Annotated in this window: 19 protein-coding genes and 1 rRNA gene; 11 read left to right on the top strand and 9 right to left on the bottom strand. The window is 47.1% G+C overall.

The annotated features are described in order from the left end of the window. From BUB38_RS11955 to BUB38_RS11940, 4 genes are all read right to left on the bottom strand, one after another. Window positions 1-89: ribosomal RNA gene (locus tag BUB38_RS11955) — 16S ribosomal RNA — on the bottom strand; the annotation flags it as partial. A 299-nt stretch (window positions 90-388) separates the two neighbouring features. Then, window positions 389-1,117 (bottom strand): sigma factor, encoded by a 729-nt coding sequence (locus BUB38_RS11950; protein WP_170932334.1) that lies wholly within the window; start codon window positions 1,115-1,117, stop codon window positions 389-391. 441 nt (window positions 1,118-1,558) lie between these two features. Then, the gene (locus BUB38_RS11945; RefSeq protein ID WP_073160831.1) at window positions 1,559-1,807 is read right to left on the bottom strand and encodes a hypothetical protein; all 249 of its coding nucleotides are present in this window, start codon (window positions 1,805-1,807) and stop codon (window positions 1,559-1,561) included. 67 nt (window positions 1,808-1,874) lie between these two features. Continuing rightward, window positions 1,875-2,240, bottom strand: coding sequence for a hypothetical protein (locus BUB38_RS11940; protein WP_139258429.1), 366 nt, complete (start codon window positions 2,238-2,240; stop codon window positions 1,875-1,877). 55 nt (window positions 2,241-2,295) lie between these two features. On the opposite strand from BUB38_RS11940, the gene BUB38_RS11935 reads away from it, so the two are divergent. Together BUB38_RS11935 and BUB38_RS11925 are read left to right on the top strand one after the other, a co-directional pair. Beyond that, window positions 2,296-2,922, top strand: a complete 627-nt coding sequence (locus BUB38_RS11935) for a ribonuclease domain-containing protein (protein WP_073160827.1) — start codon at window positions 2,296-2,298, stop codon at window positions 2,920-2,922. A 263-nt stretch (window positions 2,923-3,185) separates the two neighbouring features. Then, entirely contained in the window at window positions 3,186-4,175 is a 990-nt protein-coding gene (locus tag BUB38_RS11925) for a lysophospholipid acyltransferase family protein (protein WP_073160823.1), read from the top strand. A 128-nt stretch (window positions 4,176-4,303) separates the two neighbouring features. Here BUB38_RS11925 and BUB38_RS11920 read toward each other — a convergent pair whose 3' ends face one another. From BUB38_RS11920 to BUB38_RS11910, 3 genes are all read right to left on the bottom strand, one after another. Next, window positions 4,304-5,821, bottom strand: coding sequence for a FecR family protein (locus BUB38_RS11920; RefSeq protein ID WP_073160821.1), 1,518 nt, complete (start codon window positions 5,819-5,821; stop codon window positions 4,304-4,306). Window positions 5,822-5,888: 67 nt separating this feature from the next. Beyond that, window positions 5,889-6,632 (bottom strand): hypothetical protein, encoded by a 744-nt coding sequence (locus BUB38_RS11915; protein ID WP_073160819.1) that lies wholly within the window; start codon window positions 6,630-6,632, stop codon window positions 5,889-5,891. Window positions 6,633-7,136: 504 nt separating this feature from the next. Beyond that, window positions 7,137-7,535, bottom strand: coding sequence for a pyridoxamine 5'-phosphate oxidase family protein (locus BUB38_RS11910; protein WP_073160817.1), 399 nt, complete (start codon window positions 7,533-7,535; stop codon window positions 7,137-7,139). A 356-nt stretch (window positions 7,536-7,891) separates the two neighbouring features. Between BUB38_RS11910 and BUB38_RS11905 the strand changes: the two genes are divergently transcribed. The 7 genes from BUB38_RS11905 to BUB38_RS11875 all read left to right on the top strand — a co-directional run bounded on the left by BUB38_RS11905 (window position 7,892) and on the right by BUB38_RS11875 (window position 13,367). Then, a complete protein-coding gene (locus tag BUB38_RS11905; RefSeq protein ID WP_073160815.1) occupies window positions 7,892-8,404 on the top strand; it encodes a GNAT family N-acetyltransferase in 513 nt (170 codons plus the stop codon). Window positions 8,405-8,531: 127 nt separating this feature from the next. Next, complete coding sequence (locus BUB38_RS11900) at window positions 8,532-9,356, top strand: MerR family transcriptional regulator (RefSeq protein ID WP_073160813.1); 825 nt, start codon at window positions 8,532-8,534, stop codon at window positions 9,354-9,356. A 323-nt stretch (window positions 9,357-9,679) separates the two neighbouring features. Further along, window positions 9,680-10,012, top strand: coding sequence for a 6-carboxytetrahydropterin synthase QueD (gene queD, locus BUB38_RS11895; RefSeq protein ID WP_073160811.1), 333 nt, complete (start codon window positions 9,680-9,682; stop codon window positions 10,010-10,012). 176 nt (window positions 10,013-10,188) lie between these two features. Beyond that, a complete protein-coding gene (locus tag BUB38_RS11890) occupies window positions 10,189-10,860 on the top strand; it encodes a 7-carboxy-7-deazaguanine synthase QueE (protein WP_073160809.1) in 672 nt (223 codons plus the stop codon). Between the two features lie 37 nt (window positions 10,861-10,897). Continuing rightward, entirely contained in the window at window positions 10,898-11,278 is a 381-nt protein-coding gene (locus BUB38_RS11885) for a VOC family protein (RefSeq protein ID WP_073160807.1), read from the top strand. A 298-nt stretch (window positions 11,279-11,576) separates the two neighbouring features. Further along, the gene (locus BUB38_RS11880) at window positions 11,577-12,365 is read left to right on the top strand and encodes a PhzF family phenazine biosynthesis protein (protein WP_073160805.1); all 789 of its coding nucleotides are present in this window, start codon (window positions 11,577-11,579) and stop codon (window positions 12,363-12,365) included. A gap of 210 nt (window positions 12,366-12,575) precedes the next feature. Further along, window positions 12,576-13,367, top strand: a complete 792-nt coding sequence (locus BUB38_RS11875) for a hypothetical protein (RefSeq protein WP_073160804.1) — start codon at window positions 12,576-12,578, stop codon at window positions 13,365-13,367. Window positions 13,368-13,410: 43 nt separating this feature from the next. Here BUB38_RS11875 and BUB38_RS11870 read toward each other — a convergent pair whose 3' ends face one another. Beyond that, window positions 13,411-14,118 (bottom strand): YkgJ family cysteine cluster protein, encoded by a 708-nt coding sequence (locus tag BUB38_RS11870; RefSeq protein WP_073160802.1) that lies wholly within the window; start codon window positions 14,116-14,118, stop codon window positions 13,411-13,413. A gap of 56 nt (window positions 14,119-14,174) precedes the next feature. Next, on the bottom strand, window positions 14,175-14,669 hold the full coding sequence (locus BUB38_RS11865) for an O-acetyl-ADP-ribose deacetylase (RefSeq protein WP_073160800.1): 495 nt from the start codon (window positions 14,667-14,669) through the stop codon (window positions 14,175-14,177). A gap of 496 nt (window positions 14,670-15,165) precedes the next feature. Between BUB38_RS11865 and BUB38_RS11860 the strand changes: the two genes are divergently transcribed. Both BUB38_RS11860 and BUB38_RS11855 read left to right on the top strand, forming a co-directional pair. Then, on the top strand, window positions 15,166-15,864 hold the full coding sequence (locus BUB38_RS11860) for a 16S rRNA (guanine(527)-N(7))-methyltransferase RsmG (protein WP_073160798.1): 699 nt from the start codon (window positions 15,166-15,168) through the stop codon (window positions 15,862-15,864). After that, window positions 15,861-16,646, top strand: coding sequence for a ParA family protein (locus BUB38_RS11855; protein ID WP_073160796.1), 786 nt, complete (start codon window positions 15,861-15,863; stop codon window positions 16,644-16,646). The genes BUB38_RS11860 and BUB38_RS11855 overlap by 4 nt, the downstream gene beginning before the upstream one ends. Window positions 16,647-16,654 lie beyond the last annotated feature (8 nt).

The raw sequence follows: 16,654 nt of genomic DNA, 5'->3' as shown, positions 1-16,654 counted from the left end.
CGCCGCTAGGACCGAAGTCCCCGCTCGACTTGCATGTATAAGACACGCCACCAGCGTTCGTTCTGAGCCAGGATCAAACTCTTCATTAATTTTTTTAAAGTCTTGGTCCCGTAATCACGTTCGTATTTGACTAATTCCAAGAAATTTCTTGGGCCGTCACTAAGCACATCTCCGATTCCTTCAATCTTCTCGAGAGCCTCTCGGGTTCTCGCTTCCGTCCGTTTCAGCGTTTCGGCTGTCTCGTTCGGAGGTGAGGCCAATTATAGAATTTTCTGGATGAATGTCAAGGGAAAAATCTAAAAAAAATCACATTTTTTCGCATTTTTCGCATAAACACTAGATTTTCCCCATCAAATCAACATTCTGCCAACAGAAATCTTTTGACAGCCTACGCAGCGGCGCCATAATCCGGGCCAAACTTAGGCGCAATCAAAGCCCTTAACCTATCCATGTAGACGTAGGCCATGGCCCGGGTAACCTGCATACGCTCGGCAATCTGTTCCATTGCCTTCTTTTCGCAGCAGCATTCAAGGTAAAGATTCATGAATTCCAGCAGACGGACATCGCCGCTCTTGATGACTTCCTGGCGAATCTTTTCGACCAGGTCCATGATTTCGCAGAATTCTACCGGATGAGCTTCTGCATCGCACATGGAGTCGGACTTACTGGCGTAGTAATCATCTACGAAGGAATCGTAGTCAGACTGCAACAGAACACAGTAATCGCCATTGCCGTCCACACCATCGTTCAGACGCTGTCCGACCATGACAAGGCGATCGTTCTGGCGGTCGCGAGTCCAGTCCATGGCTCGATGACGCAAGTCGTTTACGGCATAGGCGCCAAAGGGTACTCCCTGAGTAGCATCGAAACGGCGTACAGCATCCCTGAATGCAGTGTAGATGTCGCTGGATGCATCTTCAAAAGAGCGGCCATTGTAGTTAAAGTCGTAACCGAACTTTGCCGGATACAGACCATCCTGGCTGTAACGGTGAACCGTTTCCAGCGTATCCTTCATGGAGCAGAAAAGACTGCTGCATGCGCCATCGTTACCGGACTGAGCCTGTTCAAGCCAGTCCTGCTGCTTTGCGGTCCAAGTGTAGACCTGATTGTTTTTCATGTTGACTCCCTTCCTAGAAACATTATTTGCCATGCCGATTCCCTCTTATTTGGTTGTAGCGAAAACCATTGCAAAAGACCATTGCGAACGCAATCGCAAAAGCCGAGATTTAACGCATACGCTGCGCCGCACCCTGCCGGGCACCCCTCTAAAAAAATGTCTTGCTTGTTATGTGGTTCTATCTCTCATCACGTTAAAATATAGCAAAAGACGGCTGTCATAATATGACATTTTTCCATTCCCCTGAAATTTTTATTTAACATGTTGGATGCTCCCAATTTAGTCGTGCAGGCATTATATCGTCAGCTGAAAAAAAATTGTCAAACATTTTTTCAAAAAAAATTTGACGTTTTTTTTGACTCAATTCATCCCTTAAAAAAACGCCGATGAGACTTGCCTGTGAAACAGGAAAGTCAACCGAGGCGAGCGAAACGCAAACATTTATGTTTGCACTTCCGAGCCGACGAGACTTGCCTGTGAAACAGGAAAGTCCCCCGCATCAGCGAAGGACTTCTTGTGCTTAAAGTTTCGATTGTAGAGTTTCTTGTTCTTGATGACTCTGGTGCGGAGCGTCGCCCCGTTGCAGGAGCCATCGATTCGAAGGGATCGCATCGCCGCGGATTCCATTGCGGACTCGGAGGCGGATCCCCTGGCGTTGCCGACGATCGTCAGCTTTTCTTTCTTTGCCATAATGATCTCCTTGGTCTACAATCTAGAATTTCGAAAGGCAAAAATCAAGTGCAGCCGGGGAGCTACATTACTGGCCATCTTCGCAAGTAGAGACAACCGCCATGTAAGACATCTCGATGCTTGCTTCTTTAGTCATATTGTAGAAAGAGTAGGACTTTTCATCGCGCTTGACATTGCAGCCAGAATCCGTGGTGGTCAGCACCAGTTTTTCACCTTCGACGGTATATACATACTGCATATCATCGCCAAAGGAATCCTTACGAATAAACTTCCATGTACCGAAATCATCCTTGGAAATGGATTCGCAAGCATTTACAGATTTTTCTACGGTAAAGCAGTTGCCACCGGCAGATGTACCGGAAGAGGAATCGTCACCGCAGGCGACAAACATCGAAGAAGCCAGAAGAATTCCGAGTAAAACAACTTTTTTCATTTTTTTCGCCTATTGAAATTTTAGAACTTAAAGTTAAAAAACTATATTCAACTGTATGAAATTCGCCCTTGGACATTTCGTACTTTTAACCATTTTCGTCAACGCATTTTTCGGTTGCAGCACCCCTACCGTCAGCAGCTCCGACGACGATGAAGATTACAGTTCATCAGAAATCCGATTCAGTTCATCACGCGCCTTTTCCAGTTCTTCGGAAGACGTTTCAAGTTCCGCAGAGGCCGCGTCAAGTTCGTCACCGACTCAGTCAAGTTCGTCGCAGTTTTCATCAGGCAACTCAGAAAAAAAGCTCACCATTTACGAGGCCGTCAAGGAGTCCGGCGTTTACACCAGCAGGGATTCCGTGGGGGCCTACATCTGCAAGTTCGACAAGCTGCCTAAAAATTATGTGTGCAAGAACGAGGGGCAAAAACTTTACGAAAGTTCCACAGGAAACACTTTCAGCAAATGGAATTTCAACCCCTGGAAAACCCTGGGTGTCATGATCGGCGGCGACAGTTTCGGCAACAAGGAAAAATTGCTACCCGACGGAACCTACCGCGAAGCCGACGTGGATTACGGCAATGTCCAGAGCCGCGGCACAAAACGACTTGTCTATCAAACCGGTTGCATCATCTATTACACGGCCGACCACTACGAAAGTTACAAGCTCCTGGAATTCAGATAATCCGCTGTAATATGTTGTATGCTATGTAAGGAAATAGGGTCGAACTCAACAGGACTATACCTAAAACTAGCTTCCAGGCGTTCGGTCTATAAATCAAGTATAACAACAATATTAGCGGTACAAAATTCCCCAACCCAAAAGCATCGTCGGTTTTATTAGCAATTTTAGCGACGATGCCTGAACGCATGCACCTGTGCAGGAATTTTTCCACGGGCCCCTCATCCAATATGGGAATTTCAAACACTTTTTTATATTTTGAATCGATGTTTTCCATAGGTCAGATTTCAGTTCGAATTTTTGCAGGTGCCGCCTTCAAGGTACTGGGTTTTGCGGGCTGGAAAAAGCAGACTATAAAAAGGAACTTGGAATACGTTTCACAGGGAACGTGGATGTCCGGCGAAAAGCTGGAAGCGGAAAATCTCTACAAGAAAATGCTGCGGAACTTGACCTGGCACGTAGGGGAGTTGCTGTTCTGTTTTGACGTCTACAAGAAACTGCCCGAGGACTGCGGGGCGTATCCGTTTTCTGCAGGCGGAAAAATTTTCGAGCTGGCAGAAGGGGCGGCGGGCACCATCGAAAAGATGCGGCGGGGCGGAATTTTTCTGACGGCACACTACGGAAACTACGAAGCTAGCGGGGCATGGCTCTGTGCGCTGGGCGTTCCGCTGAAGGCCAGCTTTATTCCGCTGAAACCGAAATGGCTGAACCGTTTCGTGTACGAAAAAGTGCGGTGCGTCCGCGGGCGGCCCTATTCCATCGACGCCAAAAATCCGCGGGAATTTTTAGACCAGCTGGACGGAAAGGCGCCAGACTGCGGCGGGAAAAAACAACTGTTCTGTCTGCTGGCGGATCAGGATAGCCGAATCGGCAGCGCCATGGACGGAACCTTCTTGGGGCGGCCCGCCAAAATAAATCCGCTTCCTGATTTTCTGCTGAGGCACCGCCCGAACACTCCCGTATTTTTCTGCTGGATCCAGGAGCAAGGAAACAGAAAAATTCTGCATGCGGTGGAAGCACAAGAACCGAATGAGACGCAGAGGGACATGCAGAAAGAGATGCTGAAACAAGTTCAGCATGACGTGAATCAGCACAACATGGACCAACGCGGCTCAAAACAGCGTGATGAAAAAATTTCCATCGTAGACGGAGCGTACCGCGCCTGGCTCGAAGAACGGATCCGTGAAAATCCCGCCCTGTGGTATGGCTGGACCCACCGGCGTTTCCGCAGTACCCGTCCCGAAATTTACCGCTGAACTTTTTTGCGGAAAAAAGACGTTCTCCTTTAAATTATTTTCTTTTTCAAAAACCTGTTTGATCGTCATATAAGAAATCCCCGGAGCTTTGTTAAGTTCCGGGGATTTTTCAGTCACCAATTTTTTTATTACTTGAATTCGTAAATCTTGGAAGCGTAAGCCGTTTCACCGCTGCGCATCAACACGGCCACCTTGACAATCTTGGACTTGCCGCGGGGAATTCTCATCTTGACCTTGTAGCCAATGCCCACGGTAGAAGCCACCTGCTCGGCCTCGAAATTTTCGCCGTCTACAGAGACGATAACTTCTTCCACCTGGGCGACGTCGTTACCGGCCACATCCAGCAAGTCGAATTCCAGTTCCGGATAGATGGCTGCGCCCTGGGAAACCTTGCGCTTGACAATTTCGCGATTGCCGCCGCGGATGTCGATCTGCACGTTGGTCACCGGGTAGCACTTCAGCATCTGCTCCACAGTCCCGGCAGCCGTCGTGGCGGAATCCACATTTTCGGCAACCACCTTGTACACATGATCACCCGGCACAAGAGTGAAGGTGCTGGAACCGTCCTTTTCCATGTTGGTCTTCTGAATGAGGCTGTCACCCAGGAAGACAGAAACGGAACCGGAGTTGTCATTAAATCCGCTAGTGGCAAAAACGGCAAAGCACTTGCCTTCGTCGGATTCCAGAAGTCGAACGGTGCGGTCCACGCGATAGGTGAACGCAATTCGACCGCATTCAAAATCGGCACCGTCCACACTGCAGTTCAGCAGGTACTTCTTATCGCCGAAGGAACCTCTAATCCAGCTGGGGGTGAAATGCAACTTGTGACCCTTGGACTCAAAACTTTCGGAACCGAGAGACACTCGGACGCCGGCAGTACAGGTGACGCCGATATCGATACTGTCTGCGCTGACAAGAGCGGGCAGCGAATCGATGATACAATTATACTTGGATTTCAGATCCTCGTTACGGACTTCGATCTTCTGGTCCAGCTCCTGGGCCTGGGCCTGAATGGCTTCGTCAGACTTCGTGGTGTCATCAAGGACTTCGCCCAGCTTTTTCACAAATTCGGGATCGCTTGCATTTTTTGCTTCTACCACGACAGCAGGCTTATCCTTACGGAAGGCCACAAACTGATTTGCCTTGACAGGAATTTCCTGGCCATTATTTTCCATGACCATTTCGCCGGAGTTCAAGGCGCCGTAGGGCTGACCTGCTTCGGTCATGCCGAGGGTACCGTCGGTACCGCGGATCGATGCGGTTGCCGTTCCGGTCCTAAACTTGAAGACACTGTTGCCTTTCTGCTTCTGGGCATCGAAGCGGATCATACCCTTCTTGATGCTGATGTCAGAAACTCGTGAATCCTTGTCGAACAGAAGTTCGTTGAATTCCACCAGCGCATTTTCGCCGATAGCGACCATACTTCCATCTAAAAGGGAAATCTGCGCCCCGGACTCGGTGTAGGTCCGGATCATGTAACCGTCCAGAACCTTGGCACCCACTCGGAGGGCGGCCCAGTTGTTCTTACCCTGCTTCTGGTAAGACACATCGCCAAGAACAGAACGGACCTTGCCACCCTGGGTAGCAGCCATGGCCACCATGGCGCAGGTCAATGCGAAAACTGCAGAAAACTTTAAACTCTTCATTCCAAGCCTCTTTTTAGAAACTTCATCAAACATATAATATATATGTGGAATTAGCAAATGTATAAAATCACACTTTTGTTTTTTCGTCAGCGGATTCCGACTCCAGCTTGCGTTGCCAGAGCACCTGGTCCACCTTGGCCATCAATTTTTCTTCTTGATAAATGTCAAACAGGGCCTGCTCCTCTTTAATGAAGGCTGCAAAAGATTTCATATAGCAAAGCAGCGACGCCACCGAGAAGGCCACCGCCAAAAATCCCGAGATGCTGGTATCGCGAATGAAACCGATAGCGGCAGCCAAAACGGTCATGATCGCAAAACCGTTTACGAAGTTCTTGTCAACCGGACTGACCTTGGAAAGAATTTCGGCCACCGTCTTGGAAGAAGACTGCCGGCGACTTTCCAGCGCGGATTCAGTCTGCTTTACCAGATCCTTGAAGATGAAATAATGGATCAGAAATCCGACGTACGGGATGCAACTACAAATGACGGCACCCCATGGAGAAAACTTGCTCATGGCCACCAGGCGCAAATTCTTTTCGGCGCGAAACAACCAGAGCAACCAGAAAAACTGAAAGATACTCCAGACCAGGAGCATGACAAATCCGGAAAAAGCCATGGCGATGATATAGTACATGAAATTCATGGCCGCGCCAATGTCAGGACTTTCGGAGGAGAACTGCTGCATCGAATAACCGCTGGCCGTCAACTGGTGCGTAACAATCAGTCCCAGTATACAAATCAGGACAACCGCTACCAGATTGACCTTCATCCAGAAGAGGCTTCGAGTTCCGCGAGACTTGTTGCTTTCCATAAAATTCCTTTGGCTTACCTTTCCCCAAAAAATACAATTTTTGAGGGTTTTATTTTTTACGCAATCCGAAGCGCATACTTTTAAACAAGAAGTTTTACTATACTGTTGATAAATAGAGGATAAATGTTTAAATAATGTGAATAGAAAGTTCATCCCGTTTTTAGGATATTTCCAAATCCAACAAGATATTCACAAAAATATCGTCATTGTACCTGTTGATAAATCGAAGCTTTTTATCCGTTTATAAAATGAAAAAACCGTAACTTATTGCCAAATAACGATGTTTCACGTGAAACAGGTGTGAATAGATTAAAAATTGTCCAACGCAACTTTCAACATAATTTTTTTAAATGTTGATAGTTTTATCCACAATTTACCCATAACAGGACTTATTCATCGCAGGGTGTTAATTAATTGTTTACATTCTATCAACAGGATAAAACGAAAAAGGCCGGCTTTCGCCGACCGATTTTCACAATTTAAGCAGCCTAAAAGGCAATCAAACTAGAACTTTACCACCTTGGGAGCCGCAGTGAAACTGCAGAACACAGCCTCGGCGTCCTTGAAGTAAAGCACCTGAGTGTTGGGATCTTCGGCCTTGTACATGGCCTTCAGTTCTGGATAGGCGTCCAGCATATGGACCTTGGGTTCCAGGCGATCGTCTTCTACCAGGGTACCGCTAAGACGGAGCCACTGGTTTCCAGCCTTGTTCATGGCACAGAGCTGAACCTTGGGGTTGGCGGCAATCTGCTTGGAAACATTCTTGGACTTGCCAGTCTGAATGTACAGCTTACCTTCAAAAATTTCGGCGGTACCGAAGGGACGAACCTTGGGCTGATCGCCATCGACAGTTGCCAGAAAATAGGCGCCACATTCCTTGAGAAACTTTACTACTTCTTCCATAATTTTTAGGTCGGCCATTGCATGGCCTTAAGGTGTGAGGTTGTTGGGACGCATCCGAAGGATGCGTTGAGGTTTAAAATACTTGGCGTTCTGCCCCCTAGTGTCATGCTGAGCATAACATAGTGGAGCGAAGCATCCAGTCTTTTTGTATTTACTACACTAATATATATATGTTGTGGAATTTCCGCCATTAAATTTGAAAAACAACATTATTTTTCTAGGTACAATTACCACAAAAACTCCTCTTACTATATTATATAGTATTGAAAGCGCAAGGCGCCATTATATAGCTCAAAGGGAGCGCAAGCGACCGACCTCATACCTCAAAGCGGCAAAGCCGCGACCTCGCACCTAATATGCAAATCCGCAAAGCTACTCCAGATGATTTTCCCCAGATGCTCCCCATTTTCCGCGAAGTGATTGAAGGGGGCGACACCTACGATTTCGAGGAAACCGCCAGCGACCAGGACGCATACGACTACTGGTTCGGCAAGGGTGTTACCAGTTTCGTTATGGAAGAATCCGCTTCGGACGCAGGCAAGGATAGTGCAGGCACCAAGATCCTCGGCTACTACAAGATCATCCAGAACCACCGTGGCCGAGGCAGCCATGTGGCCAACGCTTCCTTCATGGTTTCCAGCGCCGCCCGCGGAAAAGGCATCGGCCGCAAGATGGGGGAGGACTGTATCCGAGTTGCCCGCGAAATGGGATTCAAGGCAATCCAATTTAACTTCGTCATCAGCACCAACGAACCTGCCATGCACCTGTGGAAGAGCCTAGGCTTCAAGGAACTTTGCCGACTGCCCGGAGCCTTCAACCACAAGAAGCTGGGTTTCGTGGATGCGGTGATCTTCTTTATGGAACTTTAATTTTTTCCAAAAATCTCCAGTTTTCCCATTGACTCGTCCCTTAGGGCCGGGTCTATATTTATTATGTCGCCTGACGAGGTGGCAGAAAAGTGATCACAGAGGAGCGGGTCGCGAACCGCAAAACAATATGGAAAATCTGAAATTAAAGATAGGTGAGTTCTCCAAGATGATGCAGGTGACTGTAAAGACCCTGCGGCACTACGAGCAGATGGGACTGCTGCTGCCTTGCGAGGTGGACAACTGGACCGGATACCGTTACTATAAACTGGATCAAATGCAAAGGCTGAACGACATCCGTCGGCTGAAGGATGTAGGATTCTCCCTGGAAGAAATCAAGGACCTGTACGGGGAAACGTCCCGCACACCCGGAATCGACCAGCTGGAAGAAAAAATCATGGCATGTGAAGCGGAAATGGAACGGCTGCTGAAGCGCAGGGAACAACTGCACCAGATGGTGGACTCTCAAAGGAAAATCAACTCTATGGAAAAGTTCAGCGTGCAATCCCTCCCCGAAATCATCGTGGCCAGCCACCGTGAAGTCATCAAGAACTACCAGGCCATCGGTGAAATGTGCTGTAACGTCATCGGCCCCGAGATGCAACGTCTAGGTTGCAAATGTTCCCCCTCTGGATATTGCTTTACCATCGAACACGACAAGGAATACAAACACGAGAACGTGGATATCGAGTACTGCGAACAGGTGGAGGAAATGCTTGAAGACTCCGACATTGTCCAGTTCAAGAAGATGCCTGCCGTGAAAACCGCCCTCTGCATGAAGCACCTTGGACCCTACGATCGATTCTACCAGTCCTACACCGAGATGTTCAAGTACATCGAAGAGAACGGGTACAAGATTGTGGGTGACCTCCGCTGCGTTTATGTGGACGGTGCCTGGAACCAGGATGACCCCGAAAAGTGGCTAACCATTATCCAGGTCCCGGTGGAACGTTAGTGCCATTCTGAGCGAAGTCGAAGAGTCTAAACAAGCCCTTGGCACAAAAATGTCAAGGACTTTTTTATACTCTACGAACGTTTCACGTGAAACGTTTGCAAACCTAGGATGCGGCAGAGAATTTATTCTCTGACTAGTGTGCGTAGCACACCAACATCCGTAGGTTGAACATTCTTCGCCAACATTGTTTTTATGCATCTCCGCCTTGGGAACCATAGAACCCTTTTCTATATTAATCCTCAACATCAATTCACAGCGGCATTAATATTTGACCGCAGGACAGTTCGAAAACCATCCTGTCTATAAACAAAACTAGGTACCTCATGTATAGAATCTCGAAGCGCTTCGAAATTTCCGGAGCACATAAGCTGGCACTCTCCTACGAAAGCAAGTGTCAAAATCTTCACGGACATAACTGGATCATTACCGTTCATTGCCAGTCCAAGACTTTAAACTCTGACGGTATGGTCATCGATTTCAAGACTGCCAAGGAGACCATCTCCCGACAGCTGGACCACAAGTACATAAACGATGTGGTGGACTTCAATCCTACCGCCGAAAACATCGCCAAGTGGATCTGCGACCAGATTCCCCATTGCTATAAAGTGATCGTCCAGGAAAGCGAAGGCAACATCGCCGAATATGAAGTGGACTAAGATGTACTTCAGTGCATTGAGGTCGCTTCGCTTTGAGGTCGATGCTTCGCATCTAGAGGTATGAGGTATTGTAATTACAATTGCCTCTAGGCGCATAGCGCCGACCTCATGCCTCGAGCACCGAAGATGCGTCCCCCATACCTGACTACTGTCAACTTCCCACTATCTACTAACTCATGAAAATCTCTGAAATATTCCTCAGCATAGAGGGTGAGGGTATCCGCACAGGCGCCCCCGCCGTCTTTATCCGTCTGTTCGGATGCAACCTCCGCTGCTCCTATTGCGACTCCATGTATGCGGTGGAAGGGGGCGACTTCCAGGAAATGACCCCAGTGGAAGTGTTGGAAAAGGTCAAGTCTTTCAACACTCAGTTCGTCACCCTGACGGGAGGGGAGCCACTTATCCACAAAGATGTGGAAGTTTTATTGAAAATGTTGGACGATTTCGGCTTCGAAATCAATATCGAGACCAACGGAACCCAACCCAAACCTACTAGCCTAAAGAACATGTTCTGCACCATGGACTGGAAAAGTATCTCCAGCGGAATGCAGCCCCGAATGAAAATGGAGAACATGATGACCTTGGGGGAGAAGGATGTCCTGAAGTTTGTGGTGGGCACAGAGGAGGATCTTCTGGATGCCGCCCGGGTCATCGAGGCAATGGAGGGAAGGTTCAGCGCTCTCGGAAAAAGGCTCCCCACATTCTATGTTTCCCCCATCTTCGGGACAATGAAGTACGAGGATATGGTGAACTGGATTTTAGGGAACGAGGTGATGCGACGGAATAACGTCCGCTTCCAGGTACAGCTCCATAAGATTATCTGGAACCCGGAAGCTAGGGGAGTTTAGCCGATTCGAAGCACCCTATTATTTATATATTGACCCTATGAAAATAGATCACGTTGCCATTTGGGTCAAAGACATCGAGAAAGTTTGCGCCTTCTATGAAAAGTATCTGGAAGCTACGATTCATCCAGAATACCATAATCCTGCCAAGGGTTTCACCAGCAGGTTCCTTACTTTTGATGGAGGCGCCCGCATTGAGGTAATGCACCGGAACGACATCGAATCTCCAATACCCAATCCACATTTAGGATGGTGTCATGTGGCAATATCCCTAGGGTCCAAGGATATGGTAGACAAGTTGACCGCCCAGATGGAAGCCGATGGCATTACCATTATAGGGCAGCCTCGAACGACGGGGGATGGATACTACGAAAGTGTGGTTCAAGATCCCGAAGGCAATCTAGTAGAACTGACCGTATAAATAATTTTCTACTTCTCTCGCAAAGTGGATAACTCACCCCGACGTTGGCGTGCTCCGCACACAACATCCTGCATGTTGGCGCTTGCATAATCAGAATTATTACATCGGGAGCAAGCTCCCCGCCGTGGCACTCGTCATCGCAGGTTGGCATGCTTCGCATGCAACACCCTGCATGTTGGGACTAATGTCTTCGACATTAGTCCTACACCCATCGGGTGTCAAATGAAAATATGCAAGCATATTTTCGCTTTCCACCCTCGGTTGTGTTCCACGTGAAACATTTTATATATTCTTTGGTATGAAACAGTATATCGTCGATGCATTTTCCGATACCTTATTCCATGGTAACCAGGCTGCAATTTGTATTCTGGACAAATGGCCGGAAGTTTCACTAATGCATAACATTGCATTCGAAAACAATTTCTCCGAGACAGCCTTTGTGGTAAAAACCGGGAATGACGAAAGCATCCCCAAGTATCACCTTCGCTGGTTTACCCCTAGCGATGAGGTTGATCTTTGCGGCCATGCTACTCTAGCCACCGCATTCGTACTTTTCAACTTTTATGAACAGACGACTCAAAAAATCATATTCGAGACAATGAGTGGCCAGTTAACAGTCAACAAGAACGGGGATCTTTATGAAATGAATTTCCCGATTTATGACCTGAAGCCCATCCCCGTTACAGATGAAATGGAAGCCGCCCTGGGTGCAAGGCCCTCGGAAGCCTACATGGGTCGCGACATGCTCTGCGTCTTTGACTTTGAGGACACCATCGAAAAAATGAAGCCGGACTTTGACAAGATGAAGGAATTGCCAGGTCTTCTTGTTCATGTTACCGCTAAAGGCACCAAGGAAGACTGCGTCTCCAGAAGCTTCGGTCCGAAAATTGCCATCAGCGAAGACCCGGTCTGCGGTTCCGGGCATTGCCACATCGCTCCTTATTGGAGTGGCAAGATGAATAAGCCAGAGATTATTGCAAGGCAGGCATCCCGAAGGGGAGGCACTCTTTACTGCAAAATCAAGGGCGAAAGAATGACCCTGGCAGGGAAAGCAACCCTCTATTCAGTAAGTGAATTAAACTGCTAAAAAAATCCCCGAGGCATATGCCCCGGGGATTTTCCAACCATAGGAGAACCGTATGACTAGTACGGGAGGGTAACCATCCCTCACTTGTTATATCGGCACCTCTAAAGGAATTGTCAAAAGATTTTTCACTTTTTTTAGTACAAATCTTGCGGGGGACTTTTTCTATATTGGCACTTGCAAAAGCAGAATGACATCAACATAGGAGGTTATATGAAGAAGATCTTTCTTTTAGTCGCATCTTTTGTTTTTTCTGCACATGCCATTAACTGCATAGAAGCATTTTCAATTTCTAATTATGGTGGATCAAAAAAATTTGATAATACATATACCTTAGACAGCACTCAGTCCATAAATGGAAGCGATCTAAGTGGTTTCTACTATGCTCATACCACATTTAATCGTGATAAAAATGGCGCTATAGAAAGCGCAACAAGATGCACTGATGAATGCAATACTCTCTCATACAAAGAAGTCATCACACAAAACGATGCCGATAATTCCATCACCACAAATACGTACATAGACAACCATTTAACTGCGTCCGAGACATATTTCACTGAAAAGGATTCCACAGTAACAATCCAATACTCCAAAACGGATGATAATATGGAAGCCATGTTCACTTATTATACAGTTAACGATACCATCTATGGACTGCAATACTTTTATGATGTATATAAAGGTGAATTTGAATTAATGAACAGATATTACATAGCCTTAGATTCTATTGACAACAGCAGGTGCTACGAATACAGCCCAAAGAATGAACCAATGTCCAAATACTGGATTGAAACAACTGACAGTTCAATGACTTTTTTCTATTCAAGAATATATGAAGATGAACTTGTTGGAAAGTATTATTTTTCAAAAATTGGTAGTGAAAGCACAACTGGCTTTAAACACAAGATTCATCCTACAATCGTAAATAAGAAGTTCCAGCTATTCGATCTTATGGGTCGCCCCGCCAAGCAAAAGCAACATACCATTAAGGTTGTGAAATAACTCAATTTGCAAACATCCCCAGGGCAATGCCTTGGGCTTTTTCTTATATGGAATCTTTCCCAGAATTTAAATCCACAATCCACATTAACCGCTGGATGTACCTAGGCAGGATATCGTGGATTAATGTTGAAGAATCATCGTCGGGGGTGAAGGTTTCCTCTTGCTCCATCATGTCGCTCATGACAGGAGGGAGGGCGCCAAAGAGATTCTTTACTTCTTCTGCAGTGTATTGCCGATGAAGGATCGGTTCGCCAGATAGAGTCTTGACGGCGGCAAGTTCTTCTGCGGGGTAAAACTTGCAGGGTTTCCAGACTTCATTACCATGCTTGTCCCGAGATCCGGCAGCTCCGAAGAGACGGCAAATGGATGCCCGGCCACCATAAATAGTACAATGCCCTAGAAGATTCGTCCCCGAAATATCCTCCCGAAAGAAGGGGCAATGTTGGAATGTTGCAAAAGTTTCACGTGAAACATTTATCAAAGGAAACTTCCCTTCGGCAACATTCTGGGCTACGTCAGGCTGATTGCACAATAGCCAGGCGGCCATGTAAAGAGCTTCACTTTCCAGCAAGTCAGGCTCAAAATGTTCACAGCATTTGCCACAGCCATGAGGACAGGTGAACTTGGACTTTTCAAACCATTCCCGTTGCTTTTCTTCGATTCGGGAATAAACTGCATCCATTTCAACTAGGATGTCGTATTCTTCGGTACCCCTCAACTTTTCAAGAATAGGGGCAATTTCAGAAATCATAAACGCCTTCCTGTTACTAAAAATCTAGCAAAGGAAGGCTCCATTGGTACGGATTTTTATAAAACTTTCTGATAAATCTTCAACATGTCTTCACCAAAGCAGCAGAAGATTACCTTCTTCACATTCTGCGTTGGGTATTCCCGAACTGTCTTCACGGCAATTTCGGTAGCAGCCTTTTTCGGGTAGCCATACACTCCGGTAGAGATTGCCGAGAAGGCTATCGTCTCGCAACCGTTTTCTTCCGCCAGCTTCATGGAGTTTTCGTAGCAGGATCTGAGCAGTTCCGGCTCCCCATGAAGGCCATCGTTATAGATGGGTCCAGGAGTATGAATTACGAACTTTGCCGGCAACTTGAACCCGGGAGTAATTCGAGCTTCGCCAGTTTCGCAACCCCCAAACTTCTTACAAGCCATCAGCAGTTCCCGACCGGCAGCCCTATGGATGGCGCCGTCCACACCGCCACCTCCCAGCAGGGAACAGTTGGCGGCATTCACAATGGCATCCACTTTAAGCTTGGTGATGTCACCCTGAAGCACCTCGATTTCTACCATTTTACACCCCCTCAAAAATGAAAAATCCACGAATCATCAACATACATTTCAAAACATAAATCTTTTTTATAAAACAAGTTACGAAATCACCACAAAATTTATCAACAAAAACCCAACATAAATTAAAATAATATCCACAGATATTTTAATTAAATGAAAGGCTAAACTCGTCTTTTGTTGATTTTATTTTTTGGGATATCTAAATTATGTTCCACGTGAAACACAACCGAGGGTGGAAAGCGAAAATAAACTTGTTTATTTTCATTTGACACCCGATGGGTGTAAACTCCAAAGGAGTAAACATTTGCAAATCTAGGATGCGGCATAGAATTTATTCTTTGACATATCCTGGGTGCAGCGAATGACTCCGTAGGAGCCCAACATTCGATAGCGAGTGTCGCGACAGAATGATTGCATTCTGGCACCTATCCTCGCTTGACGGGGATGACCGAGCATGAGAATGTAGTGTGCGTAGCACACCAACGTACGAACCATTATGTATAAAAATAACGAAGAACAGAAGAATCTTCTAAATCAGTTTCTTTCCTCAAACGGGGTGGAACTGTCTGCTGCAACTTTGGAAAAGCTTTATGCTTTTGCCGACCTGGTTGTTGATACCAAGGAATACGGCAACCTGATTTCTGAAAAGGATTCCCAGAAGTTTTTATCCAGACACATCGCAGACTCCCTGGTGCCTTATATATATATAGGTAAGTTGGTGGATCCTTCGGCTGCGCCTCAGGATGACACCGCAGCTTTTCGCGCAGAGGCCCTCAGCAAGCTGAAGGGTAAGCGTTGGGCTGATATGGGTGCCGGTGCAGGATGTCCCAGTTTTCCGTTAGCCATTGTCATGCCCGAAGTCCAATTCTACGCTGTGGAACCTCGCAACAAGCGCGTGCAGTTTATGAATTTCGTGAAGAAGGAATTGCACCTGGACAACATGACTGTCGTAGGCAAGCGCTTCGAAACTTCCGGCCTGGCTTATTTGGATTTTGTCAGTTGCCGCGCCCTTTCCACTTTTGAAAATGACTGGGAACGCGCCCAGCCGGGTCTGGCCCGTGGTGGCAAATTTGTGACCCTTAAGAGTTTTAATAACATCGTTCACCTGGAAAACGATCCGGCAGTACACATATATAAATATGCATTGCCCCAGGAAGAACAGGAATATGCCCTAGTTACAAGAGGTAACGAATGAGTAAAGTGATCGCTATATGCAACCAGAAGGGTGGGGTAGGCAAGACTACTACCGCCGTGAACCTGGCTGCCAGTTTTGCCGCCCTCGAAAAGAAGACTCTTCTTATTGACATGGACCCCCAGGGTAATGCATCCCAGGGTCTGGGTTTCAATGAAATGCAGGACGTGGATATCCACGAAGTTCTGAACATGGCCGAAAATCCGGATAATGTTACCTATGAAACAATCAAGGAAGCAATTCTGGATACCAACCTGGACTACCTGAAGATGATCACTTCCGGACCGGACCTGGCTGTCATGGAAATCGAACTGGTGAACGCCATGAGTCGCGAACGCCGTCTCGAACGCATCATGAAGATCCTGTCCCAGGAATTCGAATTTATCATTATCGACGCTCCCCCCAGTCTGAACTTATTAACATTGAACGTGTTGACAGCCGCTACTAGCGTGCTGATTCCCGTGCAGTGTGAATATTATGCACTGCAGGGTATGACTGAACTTTTCAAGACCATCCGCGAAGTTCAGAAAAATCTCAACAGCAACTTGAAGATCGAAGGTGCCCTGTTGACAATGTACGATTCCCGTCTGGGTCTCTGCAAGCAGGTGGCTGACGAAGTCCGCGAAAACTTGAGCGACACCGTCTTCAAGACCATGATTCCCCGCAACGTCCGTTTGAGCGAAGCTCCGTCTCACGGCAAGCCGGTTATCCTGTACGATGTGCAGAGCACCGGTTCCCAGGCATATGTAAAGCTGGCTGAAGAAATCCTGAACAAGGATAAATAGTCAGGTCA

It is taken from the genome of Fibrobacter sp. UWH5, assembly GCF_900142505.1.
Lineage (GTDB): Bacteria > Fibrobacterota > Fibrobacteria > Fibrobacterales > Fibrobacteraceae > Fibrobacter.
The sequence above is the reverse complement of the archived record's forward strand: the minus strand, read 5'-3'. Positions and strand labels throughout refer to the sequence as shown.